The organism is Mucilaginibacter sp. Bleaf8 (assembly GCF_018390515.1).
GTDB lineage: Bacteria > Bacteroidota > Bacteroidia > Sphingobacteriales > Sphingobacteriaceae > Mucilaginibacter.
This window is the reverse complement of sequence record NZ_JAHBBK010000002.1, coordinates 727440-743332: the sequence shown is the minus strand read 5'-3', so window position 1 is coordinate 743332 and position 15893 is coordinate 727440. Positions and strand designations below refer to the sequence as shown.

Genomic DNA, 15893 nt, shown 5'->3' with positions numbered 1-15893 from the left:
AAAAGGTGCAGTCGTCTAAGCTACATAATTGAAACGATATTTATCCTGTAGCTATTCTAAATGTTATCAAACTAACTATCTGTAAATGAACACTCAAATACCAATGTGCCGTAATTAATCCAGAAGCGGTTCTAACAATCAATCAATAATGTAGATAACACGGATGCCTCGTGTGTTCAGTATAAAGTTGATGTATATTGACGATGTCTCCTCTGCCAGGTTCCTAACTGAGTCCCATTCCTGGCTATTGATAAGTCCGATGGCAATGTACCTCCAGGTGACCTCATCGAGCCGTTGCGATATTTGTTGCGCTGTTTTTAGAATATCATTCACAAACCTGGTTTCACTTATTATCTGCGGCCGCACATTTATTTTAGTGATGCGCCATGCCTCATTCAGCAATTCATCCATTATTACTCTCTTTAATAGTCTGAATAAGCATATAGTCACCACGGCACTATATCAATATAAAGACAAGTTAACGCCAAGCAGAATCGATATAAACATTCTTAAACGTCTGCAACGCTATTTCGACCCGTACCATACTCGTATACCACGGGTAGACAATATTTTGTTTACGTACTTAGACGTTGCGTCTTCTGCAAGCACCCTTGGAATGTAGGTTGGATTCAGAAGAATCAAACTGTCAGCATATTCAAACCACTTTGATTTAGAAAGACGGCTTATTATGTTATACGCGGTTGCAATTACATCAGGGGTATGATCTTCTAAACCCGTCACTTTTGGACGTTTTTGCTTAGTTACGAAAGCCCAAGCTTTTTCGATTGTAACATTCATGTATTTAGAAACTTTAAGGAAATCGAAATATTATACAGGATGTAAAATTGAATGAATGATGGAAATTCTAGCAAGATCTACCAAATTGAATGCCAAGTTCGAACCGCTTAAAAGCAATCCCATTAATTTAATCCCTCTCCACTTAATCATACAAGTTGCATAGCATCCTACACAATATAGGAATAATCAAGTAACGAAGTCTGGTTCATAAATGGAATTGCCGGACATCTCGTACATGACGCCACCAATCAGGGTATCGAAAGCATCCGTGAAGTGAGGAGCATGCTGCGGTGGCACCGACTTTCGATTCTCCGGTCGCTTATCTTTCTCGGCGCCAAGCTTACCCGATTTGGTACCGCAACCTTTTAGGGCGGTGATCATGTCCGGGCAGTTCATCCGGTTGATCCTGACAATGGGCGTGTTCGGATCATCTTCTGCAAACACCCGACGAAAGAACTTCTCTCTAAGGTCGTGCCGGTCAGTCTGGCCAATGTACACCTCGTCTACCCGCCAGCCGAGAGCGCTCAGCTCGTCGCGCATTTCATCCGCATAGGACTTTTCCATTAGCGCATTTTGCCCGGTTGCGGTATGATCATAGAAATGCGTAACACGCTTATTCGGATAGGTAGCATAGTAATCATTAAATGCCTTGGCAACATGCTTGATCCGGAGCGGATCCAGAACGTGAAAGCTATTCAGTACTTTGACCGCGTGACTGAATGGCTGACCAACCACCATCGATGTGATCTTCTTATTCCAGTCACAACCAATGGCCAGTCCCCTCTTCGTATCGATATCGCCATCCTTCTTCCAGGGTTCATCTGCATCCTGGTAGTTCTTAAACATATCCAGGTAGTTGTATTCGATATCATCATACGTATGTCGGTCCTCATCAAACGTTGAATAGAACATCTCCTCAGCAGAATCATCTTCCAGGTTAAGGATAGAGGTATTGAACTGCTTAGGGGTAAGCACCCGGCTCATTTGACGGATATACCGCTCGGTTACCACATCGATATTATCCAGGGTTGATGCATATAACGTATAGACGCACTCCCGTCGTAACTCGAACAGTGCATTGTCCAGCCTGGCCAGCTCGGTACGAAAGCGTTTATTCAGCGCCTCGGTAAGTTGCCCTTTGAGAACCAGGTCGCGCATTGTTTCCAGCAGCTTATCCCGGTCATATTTGATCTGGATAGAAACGCCGTTATGATCACGCAGTAAGTGATCAGCCATGTCTTTTATCAGCTCACGGTGTGCCTGGTCATAAGACACGATCAGGTCGATCTGTTCCTGGTCGTGAAACTGTTTAAAGTTAAGTATCCATTTGCCTTCCGCGTTGGTAGGCTGATCCGAAGTAATCAGGATCCCATGGTGGTAGTGTAATTTAGCGAAATGCGGCAGGTCCTCGTTGCCACGGTTAGTGGGTACGACACGTGACTTATAATCCGCTTCTTTAACAAACCGTGCCTCATTGAGCAGCACGTAATCATTCGACTGACCGTTGGCTGAATCTTTACGATCCAGGCCGATGAGCCGGTTTATATGGCCATTGGTCCAGAATATAGAATATTGCGGATCCCTGGGACACTCAAAAGGCTTTACGCTTTTGACTTTTTTAGGGATAAATTGCCCGATCCAATAATCTACCTCTTCATAAAACCCGAACTTTTCCAGCGCCTTAGTTAGCGATGGCAACAGGTCACCCTTAATCTTCACATAGGTAGGTCCGATAAAACCGGTAGCGCCGCGCGGCATTTCTTTCGCATTACGCAAAGTAATTGGCGTAACGATGCCATGATCCTTACCGGTACCACGGCCCAAAATTGCTATGGTCGTGTTGGCGTTAACGATCCAGGCCCGTTGCTGCGGGTAGTTGAAGTGGGTTATCTTTTGTTGGATATCCTCATCATTCATACTTAGCCTCCTCCGCATCTTTATTCATGGCATCCGATATTGAAGCCTTCTTTTTCATCCAGCGAGCAAATACCTCGTCCTTGTTTTCAATGGTTTTAAGGCCGACCGCTTCAGGATTGTATTCGATTATAAATTGCAGCGCCTGCAGCTTTTCATTGTCCTCCTCTTCTGGCTGCTCGGTAAACAGGCCACGCAGGTTAGCAGCAAGCTCCAGGTACTTGTACGCTGCTTTATGATCGCCACTGGCAGCGGCCTCTTCCGCGCGTTGCTCAGCCTGCTCAATGTAGACGGCCCGGTGGTACTCCCGGTCATCTGCTCGTGAACTAAATAGCTTTTGTGTATTACGGATGTCACGCTCGGCGGTATCCCATGATACATTATAGGTGCTTATGATCAGGTTGCGTATAAACCGTTGGTTGGGTATCAGCTGCAGGCCGAGCTTTCCATCACCGCCTATGCCCTGATATCGCCTGCTCCTGATCCAGTCATCCACCTGCTTCCAGCGCTCGAGCTGCCGGAACTCCGGCTCAGTCAGTTCGTTCATCCGGTTATTGATCATGGCAAACCGAATACGGTCAACCGCCCCGATATCGTTGGCAGGATCATATGCCGGCATCGTTCTTTTTGCTGGGCGTTTATACATGCCTTAGAGATTGAAGGTGTTGAACTTTTTTATTGAACTCATCGAAGCGCCCCTGATGGTAGTTGCGCTCGGCAACCGGCAGCGGCCGGTTCAGCTCACGTGCAGCCTTGCTACGATTGGACATAGCGTTTTTAATTTCACGGTGCAGCTGGTCAGGACCTTTGGGATCAAAAGTTGCAGGCCCGTTGCCACGGACTTCATCAAACCACACGCCCTTAGTTTCGAAATAATGCAGCTGGTCATAAAGGTCCTTTCGCTTGAGGTCCTTGAGTAGCAGATCCCTGGCACATTCATATAATTGATCACCTTCCGGCAGGACAGAAAGCTGACCATGCAAATGGCATATCTCCTTCCATAGTTGCTTGATCTGCTTATCCACCTGCAGCTTTTTTTCAAGATTATGAGCATCCTTACTCTGTTGGTCGGGAGGTGAAGGAATAACCGGCTTTTGCACTTCCAGCAGTGGCACCTGAGCAGACGCTGCCGTTTCCAATTCTGTATTAGAGAGCTTTGATCTTAGCTTCTCAAGCTCAGCAAGTAGTTTCGGGGTATTGAATGCATCCGGACCAGACTTAAGGATGTTGATCAACAGGCCGGAGGCGCCACCAGCTTTGAGTAGCTCGTAGCCGGCCTCATAATCTCGCTCACTATTTAACCAGGTATCAATCTTTTCGATCATACCCAAAGTTGCCATAGCAACCGATGGCAATAAAGGACAAGAACGATTGAAAGATCAAAACAGCATAATCTTTTCATACAGTCGAAGACTGTTTATTCATCCCTTAAGTAGGGATTCTTCGGAAACGGATACCCTAATACAGCGAAGGTGGCAGTATACTTCTGCTCTAACTCTTCATATTTTTCTCTAAGTAAAGTAGGCGAATCTATATGCTGATGTAATTCATAAAACATCACGTAGGTCAGATAATCTCGAGCCTCAGTTTTCTTATTCGCTGTTAGATTGACGAAATAATTTGCCCATGCATCCTTAATTCTTTGCTCATCCAAGGTTTTACGGATCTTACTTACATTGGCCGCCTGTTTAAGATAAACGTATAAGAATAAGAGACCAAGGGCGATCTCACATAGGTCCAAAAAAGAAAAATCATTCATTGTAATAGAATTTTGGTGGTCCAATATATAAAAATCCCCAAGCATCGCGCCCAGGGATTTTAACCTAAACCTTATCACAATATTTAAGCCGCAAATATATTTAAAATCCCTGACTGTAGGGCCAAGGATTTCAAGATTAAACTTATCTAAGTTTTGAAAGGTCGTATATTAAAAAATCCCCAGCCTCGCGCTAGGGACCTTCTTCTAACCAAACATTGTTTACTTCATGCTAAAATTACAACAAAACATAAAGGTTGTATAATTAAATACTTTTAAATTAATGTACGTGGTTGCTTTTTAGCTATCAGATAAGGGAAGCCCTGTTTCACCAAGCTCGTCGCCTGGTCTAGGGTAATGGTCTGCAGGTCTACCCGGTGTCCGCTCCAGTGGTACTCGCCAACACCATGGCCGGCAAGCATCTTATACTTGCCGGCCACATCAGCCGGTAATTTTGGAGCTGCCATGTTATACTACAGCTGCAGGTGTAAAGTTTAAACCCGGTGTATAGATCACGGCCTGACCGTATGCGGTAATCTCCAGCTTATACCCACGGTACCCTTCATTGTTACCGGTATCGTAGGTTACTTTTACGCTGGCTGGAAACTCAGGTGATCCGTACTGACGAACTATACTGTCCGCTTCTTTGATGAACACCAGGCCGTTCCATGAGCTGAACACTTTGGCCAGGCCATCGGCCACCGGCTTTGATCCAGGGTGTGACAGCTCAGCGCTGGCCTTGTATCCCATCGAATCTTTCTCGCCTACCGGCGCGTAACCGCCTTTACCTTTATTTTCGGTGCCGTAAAGCTTAGACATACATTTACCTACGTTGAAAACGTGCGCCTCTGTAATCGTTGCAATGTTCTCTAACGAGGCACCAACATCCCCCGGATTTTTGGGAGTTTTTACGGTTTTGATGTCTTCTAAGTTTGCGTAGCCATGTAAGGTGGCCAGGCCTGAAGGATTGTTTGATCCGTTCGCATGAAGCAGATCTACTATTGAAATGATTGGTTCTGCCATTGAAAGCCCTCCTTATAATTTGGTTAATGCCTGCTGCCCCTTAATCTTCAGGATCGCTTTTGCGATGCCTGGATCAGCCGCAATTTCTTTAGCTGAATAAGGGTGAGCGCCATGGTTAACAACGAATTTCTGGCCATCGACCGTAACGACCCGTTTACTGCTGCTTTGCTCTTTGATGGTCAACGCATCATTAAGCTGCAACTTCAGCTCAGCAATGGTCGGTTCAGCCACTTCCTTGTACTCATCAAACTCTTCCTGCAGGTCAGCAAAGTTGCTTTTCCAGGTCTCAAGTTCAGCAGTTAAATCAACCGTTGCCGGCTGATCTAAGAATTCTTTCAACTGGCCTTCAAATTCGACCAGCTGCACGTGCACTTCCGAACCTTCCGTTTTGGCCAGGATTGCAGCCAGCGCTCCCACCAGGGAGTCGCCGACTATTACTACTTTTTTTCCGCTCACTTTGATTATAACTGGTCATTTACGGCCAGCGCGTTTTTATGAATTTCATTAAAGTTAACGCCTGCTTTGAAGTCAATCAGCAGGTTAAGGGCACGCTTGTCGCGCTGCACCTCGATGTTTGCATCGTCACCGGTTGAATCCACGCCGTAAGACATGTTTTCTTTCTGACAGGTGATCACGCGCTGAGAGGTACCTAAACCCGTTTCGCGAACCAGCGTACAGTTGGTACCAGGTAAAGCCATGAAGTTTACCTTTTTAGCTTGGCCGTTTGCCAAATCCTGGGTAGCTACCAGTGTGTTGTTGATCAACGGATTAGTTTTACGGTACACCCAGTCAAAGATGGTAGAGTTCACTTTTTGCTGAACGCCTTCCTCTTTGTATTCTTCGCCTAAAGCATCGTAAACGCTGATCAGCGCATCAACACAATTAGCCTGGGTAATAGCGCCGGTTACTACCGGTACGATATTATCGGCAGCGATCTCATCCGCGATCAGCTTCAGGTAACCATCCATTGTGGTAGCAGTGGTAGAACCAGCCGCATTGTAGACGCCGCGATACAGCGCTTTGTTAAGCATAGCCCGGCGAGCTTTCAGGATAATCACCTGGAAAATGAATTGCTCAAAAGGAATGTCCTGGCCACGGCTGCCTTGCTTTTTATATTTACCTAACCAAACCTTCTCAAAGTCAGCCGGGAATATCTGCAAATCAACTTTACAATCACGCACCTTTAAAATACGCGCATCAAATTCGATGGCATTTTCAACCGGTTCGAATTTGCGGTCGTTACCTGGTTTCACCAGCTCATCGCTAACGGTCAGGAATGGCAACGGATATTCATCCTTAATGTCATCCAGAACGGCAAAACGTTGATCCAGTTTAGGATCCATTACCAGTTCGCTGATCAGTACATCCGTATTTTCACGGCAAAAGTCGCCCAGCGTGGCGCTTAGCTTATCTAATTTAATAGAACTCATTATTCGTCGTCCTCCACTTTAAAGTTCATTTTGGCTTTCTTATCGTTGATGAGCTTACGCTGATGCGCTTTTTTCTCCAGCTCATTCATATCCGCGTACTTTTTGGCTTTAGCGTCGCCACCTTCAGATTCCGCCTTAGTTTTGGGTTTCGAAGGTTTATTGCCTGGCTGATCGCCATACTCTTCAGCGATCGCCTTTTCTGCATCACGGTCAGCGATCAGGGCATCAATGGCTTCCGCGATTGATGTGTGTTCAGCGCCGTCCAGAGCTGCATTGATTGCGCTCAAGCCTTCGCTCACCGCATCCGCGTTTGCATTGGCCTCTTGCACGTGCGCGGCCGAGATAATTGAAATATTATCAATTCCCTCGGCGGTTAATTCTTCGTTAACGGCAACGATTTCAGCATCAGTGATATCGGCCGCTTTTTTGCCCTTCAGGGCATTCAGCTTTTTAAATTTGTTTCCGAATAAAGACATATCTTGATTATTAGAATGTGCGAATAATTGATCGTTCGGCACCCTGGATCGGATGCTGGTAAAGACCGTTTCCATCGTTCCGATGTTGTCGATCAAACCGATCTCCATAGCTTTTTTTGCCAGGTACATTTTACCGGTGAGCGGCTCCTGCCCCTTAACACCTTCAGCCGACTCGACATCGGTCAGCTTCAGTTTATCGCCACGAGCGGCTTTAACGGCGGCATGGAACACTTCATTAGTAGGATTGAGAATGGCATCTTTGATCGGCTTGAAGTTGCCGGCAATCGCCTGGATGGTATCCTGATTCTTATCGAAGGACGGATCCGCATTGATGTAGATCTGCTTGATACCCTGATTGGCGTAATATTGTGAATAGTCAGTAAAGCGAACAGCTGTGCCTATACTTCCGACCTCCACGGTCTCGGAGCTTGCTGTAATCGTTAAACCGCAACCAATCCAGTAAGCAGCGGAAGCGATCATTCCATCAACATAAACTTCCAGGTCAACTTCTTTTGCTACTTCTAAAATAAGCGAAGCGAATTCAGCGGTACCCTCAACGGATCCGCCACCGGAGTTGATGTGTATTACACCACCGATGATATTGCCCAGGTTACGCTTCGCATCACGAGCGTCAATTAACCAGGAAGACAGCGTATCCGTACCCGGAGCGCCGCAATTATCATCCTTCATGATGGTACCCTGAACCGGCAAAACGAAAATGGATCCCTCCGGAGCATCTTCGAAAATATTCGCCCTGGTACCAGACTGATCAGCTTTGATCCGGCCGCGTGCGCCTTCAGGTGAAATGATGTAAGTATCCAGGTACTTCTCTTTCGCCGAATCTTCGCTGGCATCAAACCAGCTGACCTTCTCGCCCTGGACATAGCGGTCAGCCAGCTGGAGTAATCCAGCTGCCTGCCGCGGTTCAAGCAAAAAGCTGCCACGCAAAATGGCGGATGCTAACCTGTCTAATCTCATGTTTAGTTCATAGCCTTTCTTTCCGTTAAGTATTGGCCCTTGTTATAGTGACACAATATTCGGTCGAGGCCAGACCGTACAAAAGGACAGGCTAGGCCTGGTAGATCAGCGCCCGGCCGGCAGAAGTAGCTGCAAACACCAGGGAAGTGCCGAGCTGGCCGGCATAGGTGTTAGAAGTAGCGGACTTCAGGTCAAAGTCCAATGGGTATCGGGGTGAGCCGACTATCTTGACAGTTCCGTTGGCCTGGGTGATCCGGACCACATAACGCAACCGGCTCATATCAGCAAGCGGATCCTCAATCGCCTGCTCGTCGCCTGGTATGTACCCGACCACCTGGTGCGCCCAGCTTTCGCCATTGTCATTTGCTGACATATCCTGCTGGTGCCCCATCGTATCCTGGCTGCAGTTGATCGCCTCCCATCCATATCCCGGCCGGAAGTCAATGCCGGTACTTTTGATTGTAGTAATGGAAGTGGGAATGAACCTGATGAAGGCAAATGTAGGTGCGTACTCAATTTTGATAATTGAGCCGACATTCTGTTTTTTGAAACGTGGTATCCTGGCCATAAATCAAAGATCCTGCGAGCGGCCGTGGTATTAAAGGACAGCCCGGATCCAACGAACCGAATCGGCTGCTTTGCAAATAAAAAAGGCCTCCATTGGAGGCCTAAAAAGTTGCAATTTCTTGGTATTAGGGGACAAATCTGTTACAAATCGTATAACCTCCATCATTATCAATTACTTAACATCGGCAACTTTAACCGGCGAAGCTGTTTTTTGATATTTTCATAGGGATAATCATCCTCGGTGATGTCATACTGCTTAAAAATATCGTGAATGATCTCCTTGGTTTCGAAGTACTGCTTTACATCCGGATTGATGATCGCCCGGGTTCTGGATCTGCCATAGGCCGAAGTTTGATTTATGTAAAGCTCATCATACTTTTTAATGCCGACATGGTTTTGGAGGCGATTCGCATAAAGCGCGATCTCTTCGATCAGCTCCTGTTGGATCTGTTCATTGAATTCCATGATCGACCGGTTACTGATATACACCCCCTTGTTTTGGGCGTATTGATAAATAATTCGGACCGGCAGCTGGGCGCCCAGCTCCGGCGGCGGTTGCAAAGGTCCCCTCGGGACACGCTCCAGCATATTAAACATGATCTTACCTATACGGTCCTTTCTATCGATCTGCCAAACGTTTTGGCGATAACGCGCATAGATGTACTTTGCCACGAAGGGTTTAACGGGTATAGTTATCTGATACATAAATTATTAGGGTAGTGCTAATTTACTTATTTAATTAATGTTTTACAATGTATTAACTAAGAAGATTAGCACAGAGGACAGGGTAAATAGCAAGCAGAAAACTCGACTTATTAGACCTTACTATTATATCTCCCAAATTTATGACGCCCGCAACCGTCCAGATTTTTTTAACTTTTTAACAAAGGCCTTTCGGACTATAACCGCCTGATTATCAATATCTATTTTTCTTAACAGATCCAATTTTATTTTTTAACAAGCCAAGCCAGTTTTTTTAACACGTAAAATTGTTAAAGAATTTTTTTAACAATTAGAATTAGTTAAGAAATTAATTTTAACTCTTTAACAGCACTTTTCGTTGATTTTGAACGGTTTAAAGTCGAATTTCTCAATTCTGTTAAGAAGTTAAAAAAAACTATACCTAGATAAACTATAAAGGGAACGGGGAAATCAAGGCGCTCCGCGCAATGCTGACGATAAGGTGTTCGCCGGCAAAGCCGACTCACGAATTATACAGTACCACATTACGCCGGCGCCACTAAGATCATTCAGCTTAGAAGCATGATGACTAAGCATAAAAAAAGGCTTAACCTGGTATGGTTGAGCCTCGCTAAAATTTATATCGCTTAACTAATCCTTAAGCTTGATTTGAATCCGTCTTTGCAATGAGTTAATTTATGATACGACCACTTGATTCCTTGCGTGGATCGATCAATGTAAGCTGCATATGCGGCCAAAGTTTTCGGTCGGCATACCAGTGCAGCGCCGGAGAAATTAAATGTTCCTGATGCTCTTGTACGCCCCAGGTCTCGAAGGCATACCAAAGCGTAAAAAGCTGGCCATAAAAGTGCAGTTCGTCAGGATTAGGCTCAAATCGGTAGATTATAAGCGGATAAATCATGATTCTAAGGCCACTTTCCTTGTGGTAAATGTATTCCAGAGAAGCAAGGTGCGTACGTGGCAATGGAACGAGTTGAAATTGTGTTGAGGCCATGTACAAAAATATAAAAGCCGGCTTACAACCGGCTTTTATATTTCGTTATTGCAGACACAAATGCTGCTTCAATTAATTTTCACCATCTCCCCCGTCACCACCAGCTGCACAAACTTCGTCCAAAGTTCAGTGAGCGGCTCGGTCTTGCCAACCTCCAGAATAACCACATGCGTCGGCAAGGTGGAGGTTTTACAGGCCTCGTCCGGAAAGTCGTGCCGGATCCGGACGATGACGAACTTACGAGCGCCCGTTCTACTGGTCCACCAACTGTACTCCGTAATATAGGCCTGGTAATTAATTGGCTCAAGTCCCTCCCCTTTTTGCCCTGTCAAAGTTTGTGTGCTCATGGGTACCATATTTAGAATGGCAGATTATCTTTCTCTTCCGGCCAGCCTATTCGCGGATCTGCCGGCAGCGTTGGGCGGGTTTGAATAAAGATGACTTCCTTGGAATCATTACTAGAGCCAGGAACAACCTCCCAGGTGTTGTTTTTGAATACCCTTGTTTCCATCCTTTGAACAATATTGCATTGTTTGTTTTGGTACTCTTTTGGATTAAAGATGTAGCTGTAGAATTTACAGAAAGCTATCAATTTCTTCTTAAATAGCTGTGCAGATACGTCCGACTTGTTGGCCCGGTTAAACATATGATGAGCCTCTTCTTTTACAATAAACTTATCCAGACGGCCGCTATCCTGGTTAAAGTAGGCTTTGGCCCACTCGTGGAAGTTTTCGCCCATGGTGTTAAGCAGGTTCCTTCTGTTCACATTATCCATGGCCGGCTTAACGATATCTTCAGTGCTTAAGAAAAAGCGTAGCGCCTGGAGCATAGTGTTGTAGAAAAGGTTCCATTGCTCCTGGTCGAAGTCGGTGAATAGCGATAAGCCGAGGTCCGTTTTTGGCGTGCGCTTCTCCAGGTAATCATCCGACTCCCCTTTGTTATGGTAATAATCACTCACTACGTAGTACAGGATACGGCGCTCGGTAGATGGACTCAGATCACGCGGCATAAAGTTGCTGGTAAAGGCAAACTTAGGCGCCTGGGCAAAGGGGATATTAAACTTAGTTTTGCCCTTTGGGTTCACCTCCACATCACCGGTGGTGTCCACGTAAAACATTTCCACTTTAAAGTATTCATGACAATCATCAAACAGAACGTACCTGGTGTGCTCATTCATACCATCGTACTTGAACTCGCTCTCCACGTTTTTAGGGTTACGTGCATTGATGAAAAGGTTTTGCGGCAGCATGTGGCGAAGCGCCCGGTCAAACAACAGCGACTTACCCGAACCACCATGGCTCCGACCGTCCTCGCTCATTTTACCGTCCATACCCCAGGAAAACCAGCCTTTAGTTGGATCCTTATAGCGGTGCAGGTGCCAGCCAATCACAAACAGCTTATTGAGCAAGTGTTGTTTCTGCTCCGCAATCTCCTCGGCGGTCAAGTTAGGGCCATCAATGCAGCAATGGTACTTGATCTTATACTCGTCACGCTGTATAGGTGTAAGCGCGTTTAAACGCTCACCCTCCAGCTCTTTACGCCAATGGATGCGGCTGGTCTGGATCAGGTATTTGAAAAACGGGCAGGTGGTATCTTTAATCTCGATATCAAAAACACCAAGATCATCTTTGGTGATGATGAACGGCGGTTCGTCTAACTTATAGATCCCATGCTTGTGAACATCACGCTCCCATACACAACGGTCAACTGCATTGGGCTGGTGATACTTAATTTCTGTAGGCGTCACCTCAACCGTCTTATTTTTAAAGAATATAAACTGGGTATTGGTAGTGTAATCACTAAAGTCTATATCAACCATTTTAAGGCGCGACAAGGAGGTTTCGTTTAGCTTGCTGGTACCGAGCATGGCCTCACGCAGCTCGATATCATGATACCCTTTTTCCAGAAACTCGTGCAGGTAATCCTGGATCATGCCGGCATCCACCTGGCGAACGATGTTATCTTTCCGGTGCACATAGATCCAGTCGCTCTCCTTGTTACCGATCTTCAAGCGGCCGAAGCCATTCTTTTGCAAAAAGTTGTTGGCCTGCAGCGTACGATAAATGTACTTCCAGCCAACAAATACCTGTTTATCACCACGGCCTTCGTAGTTTGGTTTACGCTCCCAAAACCGGTATGGCAGGGCCGATTTTACTACCCTTTCAAAATCGGCTGCCGTATAATGGTTCAAATAATCACGTACATCCTTACATGGGTTACGGCGACTGTCTCGTTTTTCTTTAAGCTCTTCCGGAAGCTCAATGGTATACACGTCCAGATATTCCAGTGCCAGCTTATGCGCTGCCGCTTTGCCGGTGGCATCAATATCCTGCAGCTGGTAGATCTTGTCAACCTTGGAGGCCAGGCCCTTTTCGCCACGGTATTGCCAAGGCTGTAATATCTCTGTTTCACTGTTGAGCCATAGTACCTGGTAGCCGAGCAAGGCCACGTTGATGGCGTCCGAGCCACCGCTGCAGATGATCACCTCCTCCAGTTTCGGGTCCTTCTTTTTCTTATCGGTATCATCCGAATCGTAATCTTCATCAAAATCCTGGTTTTCCTTACGCTCGTTGTATAGTTTCTCCAGCTGCTGCAGGCCATGTATAAAATGCTTAGGCTTCTCGCCCAGGTACATGAAGCGCTTGCTTTTATCCGGGTGTTTGGGCTGATAAAGCTTCTGGTGACTACCCTCGTTAATTAAATAAATGGGATACTCGTCAGTTGCGGCAAATGTCATTTTCTTACCGTTCTTAACCAATGAGTAGCTGAGCAGTGAATGCCACCGGTAGTAGCGAAATTTGCCGGCGATGGATGTATAAGCCTCTTTGGCCTCCTCTTCAATGGCGCTTTTCCAGCGCTTGGATTTGAGAACATGTTTACTGACGATGGTCTCGATCTCAAAGTCGGTAAAGCTGCCGCGCGTTTCCCAGGTCCATTTATTTTCTTCAGCATCCGGATCAGCCGGCTGCTCGGAGTATTCTGCCCTGATCTTTTCTTCCTGCTTTTCCTGACCAAGAATACCGAACCTGGCAGCTATCTCGCGCATGGCCGTAACATAGTCAACGCTACGCTCCAGTTGCCAGCATAAAATACCATTGCGTGGCTGTGAATCACCGCCAAAATCCGTCACCAGCCAAACGCCGTCTTCTTTAGTTTGGTAAAGATTTGCCGAAGCGGATTTCTCTTCGCGAAGCTTGAACTTCTTTTTGCGCTCGAGCACGCTGGCCTGTGCTTGAGGGTACAGGTACAATATAATGTCCAGGCCTCCATTGGTTGCCTCCAGAACGTCCTTAGCTTCGATATAATTAGTATTAGTTTGCACTTATGTGGTTTAGTATAAAAGTTGAATAATGATGCGGATTAAGGTTTGATCGTTTTGTTACGCTGGCGGTTGTAGTCGCGGAACCGCTGCTGATCACGGCGCCGGTCTGATACGCGCCGGCGCCGGTTTAAAAAGGAAAGTGCGCATAGCGCTATCAGAATTAATATTACAATATCTGGTCTCATGGCACTTGAAGGTTTAGCGCTGCATGCTTGGAAACAGCATATCGAATACCACCTTATCCAGATTATCGGTACTGCCAATACTTACATGGCATTCAGCCAGGCGTCGCAATTCCTGCAGCTCGTAGGCCTGGGTAACGTCCAGCTCGTCAAATTCTACCAGGATGCCATCGGCACCGGTGTTCGGCTCGTAGTTGCTTACCACTACGTTAGGTTCCGGAAATTGTCTTTTAGCCCAATTAAGGATCATGGCCACATTGGGCGGCGAAATCTTGCTCATATAATTAATGATTTGTTGGTTGTTGTGAAGCCGATACGCTCGGCTAAGCGATAATGCCGGCAGGGCTGGCCGGTCCCAAAACAGTTGCTGTTTTTGTGCTGTGAAGCAATAAAGAACGAACGCCCAATCTCTTCTATTCGACCTCTGCACAGAACTGCAGGATCGGTTTTATGACTTTGTTGTAGTAGTTGTAATGCATACCGCTATCCGGCGCAATGGCCTCTATCAGGTGTCGATGCTCTTTGATTTTGATGCAAACCTGGCGGAGTGAATTTTCCCGGTAATAGCTCAACAGTACCTGCAGCTGTGCAACCGTAAGCACTTTCGATTTATCGGGCGATAGCTTAACCGCCTTTTTGCGCTGGTTGAGCCAGCTGTTCAGCTTGTCGGTAATGTATTTGCGGTTATGGTAGTAAAGCAGGCGCTCCGCCTCTCCTAACCCACCCGGAACGTTCACGAACTGAGTACCATGCGGATAATTAATCTGTAAGGCTGTATAGCCATTATGCTCAGTGTAATTGGCGGTAATGATCATATCAGGTTTTTTTGGTAAGCGAGTTTGATAAGTTCCTTTTTGTTATCGAGGCCGGATTTTTGGCGGATGCGGCGCAAGTGGATCTTGACCGTTTCTTCACTGATCTTGAGTTCGTCAGCAATCTCTTTATCCAGCATGGCCACACGTTGAAACACTTCCGTTTCACGGGTTGAAAGCGTGCCGTAGGCCAGTACGAGCGGACTACATAATACGCCTGCAGCCGGGCAGGATCCACGCTTAGGGCATGGCCAGTATTCGGTATGGTGCAGCACACCATCCGTAGCATCAGCTTCGCCGTCAAAGGCACCAAAGCAACAGCTCACATACTTCTCCATTTGCTGCTCCAGGCTGCTATAACCCAGATTATACAGCGCCAGTACTTTACCAGGATGCTTGTCCATGTCGCGCTGTATAATAGTTCGTACTCTGGCCGATGCATCGCGCACACGGGTTACTTTGCCCTCGGTAAGGCAGTAGGACACTTCGAGGTTGACCGGATCGTTAAAAAACTCGATCCGATTGTCGATAAGGCCGGCTGGAAGGGTGCGTATCATAATGATTTGATAGCCTCCTTACTTTCCAATATGTTGTTCTTGTGGCTTTTAGCCAATTCAACGGCCGACAGTACCACATCATCATTTTTGGAGGTACCGTAGATGATGTTTTCAATTGTACCGGTAGACAGTTCATGTTTATCGGCAAGGGTTTCCTTCCAGTTGGAAGGCAGTGATTTGCGGAGCTTGGTCAGCTCACTTTTCGACCAGTTGCTGTTTTTGCTTTTTGCCATAACACTAAAAGGGTATTGTTTAAGTGGTATATAAATGGAAGTTTTGTTTACCAAAAATGGAAACTAATTTCATTTACTTCAAATTATTTTCCATTTAACTTCATACTTATTACATAAAGCTTTGATTATCAACCCGTAAATTTTTTCCA

General features: G+C 46.2%; 20 protein-coding genes. All 20 read right to left on the bottom strand.

What is annotated here, in order from left to right; genetic code table 11:
- Positions 1–138 precede the first annotated feature (138 nt).
- A complete protein-coding gene (locus KHS38_RS12120; RefSeq protein ID WP_213488810.1) occupies positions 139–411 on the bottom strand; it encodes a hypothetical protein in 273 nt (90 codons plus the stop codon).
- 573 nt (positions 412–984) lie between these two features.
- Entirely contained in the window at positions 985–2715 is a 1731-nt protein-coding gene (locus KHS38_RS12115) for a hypothetical protein (RefSeq protein WP_213488809.1), read from the bottom strand.
- Positions 2708–3358 carry a hypothetical protein gene (locus tag KHS38_RS12110; RefSeq protein ID WP_213488808.1) on the bottom strand — a complete coding sequence of 217 codons (651 nt, stop codon included), beginning with the start codon at positions 3356–3358 and terminating at the stop codon, positions 2708–2710. The genes KHS38_RS12115 and KHS38_RS12110 overlap by 8 nt, the downstream gene beginning before the upstream one ends.
- Positions 3351–4037: a hypothetical protein gene (locus KHS38_RS12105; protein ID WP_213488807.1), complete on the bottom strand. Its 687-nt coding sequence runs from the start codon at positions 4035–4037 to the stop codon at positions 3351–3353. The genes KHS38_RS12110 and KHS38_RS12105 overlap by 8 nt, the downstream gene beginning before the upstream one ends.
- Positions 4038–4129: 92 nt before the next feature.
- The gene (locus KHS38_RS12100) at positions 4130–4471 is read right to left on the bottom strand and encodes a hypothetical protein (protein WP_213488806.1); all 342 of its coding nucleotides are present in this window, start codon (positions 4469–4471) and stop codon (positions 4130–4132) included.
- A gap of 272 nt (positions 4472–4743) precedes the next feature.
- Entirely contained in the window at positions 4744–4935 is a 192-nt protein-coding gene (locus KHS38_RS12095; protein WP_213488805.1) for a hypothetical protein, read from the bottom strand.
- A 1-nt stretch (position 4936) separates the two neighbouring features.
- Complete coding sequence (locus tag KHS38_RS12090; protein ID WP_213488804.1) at positions 4937–5491, bottom strand: hypothetical protein; 555 nt, start codon at positions 5489–5491, stop codon at positions 4937–4939.
- A gap of 12 nt (positions 5492–5503) precedes the next feature.
- On the bottom strand, positions 5504–5947 hold the full coding sequence (locus KHS38_RS12085) for a hypothetical protein (protein WP_213488803.1): 444 nt from the start codon (positions 5945–5947) through the stop codon (positions 5504–5506).
- Positions 5948–5952: 5 nt separating this feature from the next.
- Positions 5953–6921, bottom strand: a complete 969-nt coding sequence (locus tag KHS38_RS12080; protein ID WP_213488802.1) for a hypothetical protein — start codon at positions 6919–6921, stop codon at positions 5953–5955.
- Entirely contained in the window at positions 6921–8375 is a 1455-nt protein-coding gene (locus KHS38_RS12075) for a S49 family peptidase (protein WP_213488801.1), read from the bottom strand. The genes KHS38_RS12080 and KHS38_RS12075 overlap by 1 nt, the downstream gene beginning before the upstream one ends.
- Positions 8376–8466: 91 nt before the next feature.
- Positions 8467–8943: a hypothetical protein gene (locus KHS38_RS12070; RefSeq protein ID WP_213488800.1), complete on the bottom strand. Its 477-nt coding sequence runs from the start codon at positions 8941–8943 to the stop codon at positions 8467–8469.
- 167 nt (positions 8944–9110) lie between these two features.
- Positions 9111–9647 (bottom strand): hypothetical protein, encoded by a 537-nt coding sequence (locus KHS38_RS12065; RefSeq protein ID WP_213488799.1) that lies wholly within the window; start codon positions 9645–9647, stop codon positions 9111–9113.
- Positions 9648–10314: 667 nt separating this feature from the next.
- Positions 10315–10638, bottom strand: coding sequence for a hypothetical protein (locus KHS38_RS12060; protein ID WP_213488798.1), 324 nt, complete (start codon positions 10636–10638; stop codon positions 10315–10317).
- A 68-nt stretch (positions 10639–10706) separates the two neighbouring features.
- Entirely contained in the window at positions 10707–10985 is a 279-nt protein-coding gene (locus KHS38_RS12055; protein WP_213488797.1) for a hypothetical protein, read from the bottom strand.
- A gap of 11 nt (positions 10986–10996) precedes the next feature.
- On the bottom strand, positions 10997–13960 hold the full coding sequence (locus KHS38_RS12050) for a primase-helicase family protein (RefSeq protein WP_213488796.1): 2964 nt from the start codon (positions 13958–13960) through the stop codon (positions 10997–10999).
- A gap of 38 nt (positions 13961–13998) precedes the next feature.
- Entirely contained in the window at positions 13999–14145 is a 147-nt protein-coding gene (locus tag KHS38_RS12045) for a hypothetical protein (protein WP_213488795.1), read from the bottom strand.
- Positions 14146–14158: 13 nt separating this feature from the next.
- Complete coding sequence (locus KHS38_RS12040; RefSeq protein WP_213488794.1) at positions 14159–14422, bottom strand: hypothetical protein; 264 nt, start codon at positions 14420–14422, stop codon at positions 14159–14161.
- A gap of 133 nt (positions 14423–14555) precedes the next feature.
- On the bottom strand, positions 14556–14957 hold the full coding sequence (locus tag KHS38_RS12035; RefSeq protein ID WP_213488793.1) for a hypothetical protein: 402 nt from the start codon (positions 14955–14957) through the stop codon (positions 14556–14558).
- Positions 14954–15511 carry a response regulator transcription factor gene (locus KHS38_RS12030; protein WP_213488792.1) on the bottom strand — a complete coding sequence of 186 codons (558 nt, stop codon included), beginning with the start codon at positions 15509–15511 and terminating at the stop codon, positions 14954–14956. The genes KHS38_RS12035 and KHS38_RS12030 overlap by 4 nt, the downstream gene beginning before the upstream one ends.
- Positions 15508–15744 (bottom strand): hypothetical protein, encoded by a 237-nt coding sequence (locus tag KHS38_RS12025; RefSeq protein WP_213488791.1) that lies wholly within the window; start codon positions 15742–15744, stop codon positions 15508–15510. Before KHS38_RS12025 ends, KHS38_RS12030 begins: the two co-directional genes overlap by 4 nt.
- Between the last annotated feature and the right edge of the window lie 149 nt (positions 15745–15893).

What these genes read in the sequence shown, in the direction of transcription:
- KHS38_RS12065 (WP_213488799.1), bottom strand. Translation starts at nt 9,647, where the DNA reads ATGTATCAGATAACTATACCCGTTAAACCCTTCGTGGCAAAGTACATC.
- KHS38_RS12055 (WP_213488797.1), bottom strand. Translation starts at nt 10,985, where the DNA reads ATGAGCACACAAACTTTGACAGGGCAAAAAGGGGAGGGACTTGAGCCA.
- KHS38_RS12045 (WP_213488795.1), bottom strand. Translation starts at nt 14,145, where the DNA reads ATGAGACCAGATATTGTAATATTAATTCTGATAGCGCTATGCGCACTT.
- KHS38_RS12075 (WP_213488801.1), bottom strand. Translation starts at nt 8,375, where the DNA reads ATGAGATTAGACAGGTTAGCATCCGCCATTTTGCGTGGCAGCTTTTTG.
- KHS38_RS12095 (WP_213488805.1), bottom strand. Translation starts at nt 4,935, where the DNA reads ATGGCAGCTCCAAAATTACCGGCTGATGTGGCCGGCAAGTATAAGATG.
- KHS38_RS12070 (WP_213488800.1), bottom strand. Translation starts at nt 8,943, where the DNA reads ATGGCCAGGATACCACGTTTCAAAAAACAGAATGTCGGCTCAATTATC.
- KHS38_RS12100 (WP_213488806.1), bottom strand. Translation starts at nt 4,471, where the DNA reads ATGAATGATTTTTCTTTTTTGGACCTATGTGAGATCGCCCTTGGTCTC.
- KHS38_RS12080 (WP_213488802.1), bottom strand. Translation starts at nt 6,921, where the DNA reads ATGAGTTCTATTAAATTAGATAAGCTAAGCGCCACGCTGGGCGACTTT.
- KHS38_RS12115 (WP_213488809.1), bottom strand. Translation starts at nt 2,715, where the DNA reads ATGAATGATGAGGATATCCAACAAAAGATAACCCACTTCAACTACCCG.
- KHS38_RS12110 (WP_213488808.1), bottom strand. Translation starts at nt 3,358, where the DNA reads ATGTATAAACGCCCAGCAAAAAGAACGATGCCGGCATATGATCCTGCC.
- KHS38_RS12030 (WP_213488792.1), bottom strand. Translation starts at nt 15,511, where the DNA reads ATGATACGCACCCTTCCAGCCGGCCTTATCGACAATCGGATCGAGTTT.
- KHS38_RS12120 (WP_213488810.1), bottom strand. Translation starts at nt 411, where the DNA reads ATGGATGAATTGCTGAATGAGGCATGGCGCATCACTAAAATAAATGTG.
- KHS38_RS12105 (WP_213488807.1), bottom strand. Translation starts at nt 4,037, where the DNA reads ATGATCGAAAAGATTGATACCTGGTTAAATAGTGAGCGAGATTATGAG.
- KHS38_RS12035 (WP_213488793.1), bottom strand. Translation starts at nt 14,957, where the DNA reads ATGATCATTACCGCCAATTACACTGAGCATAATGGCTATACAGCCTTA.
- KHS38_RS12090 (WP_213488804.1), bottom strand. Translation starts at nt 5,491, where the DNA reads ATGGCAGAACCAATCATTTCAATAGTAGATCTGCTTCATGCGAACGGA.
- KHS38_RS12040 (WP_213488794.1), bottom strand. Translation starts at nt 14,422, where the DNA reads ATGAGCAAGATTTCGCCGCCCAATGTGGCCATGATCCTTAATTGGGCT.
- KHS38_RS12060 (WP_213488798.1), bottom strand. Translation starts at nt 10,638, where the DNA reads ATGGCCTCAACACAATTTCAACTCGTTCCATTGCCACGTACGCACCTT.
- KHS38_RS12025 (WP_213488791.1), bottom strand. Translation starts at nt 15,744, where the DNA reads ATGGCAAAAAGCAAAAACAGCAACTGGTCGAAAAGTGAGCTGACCAAG.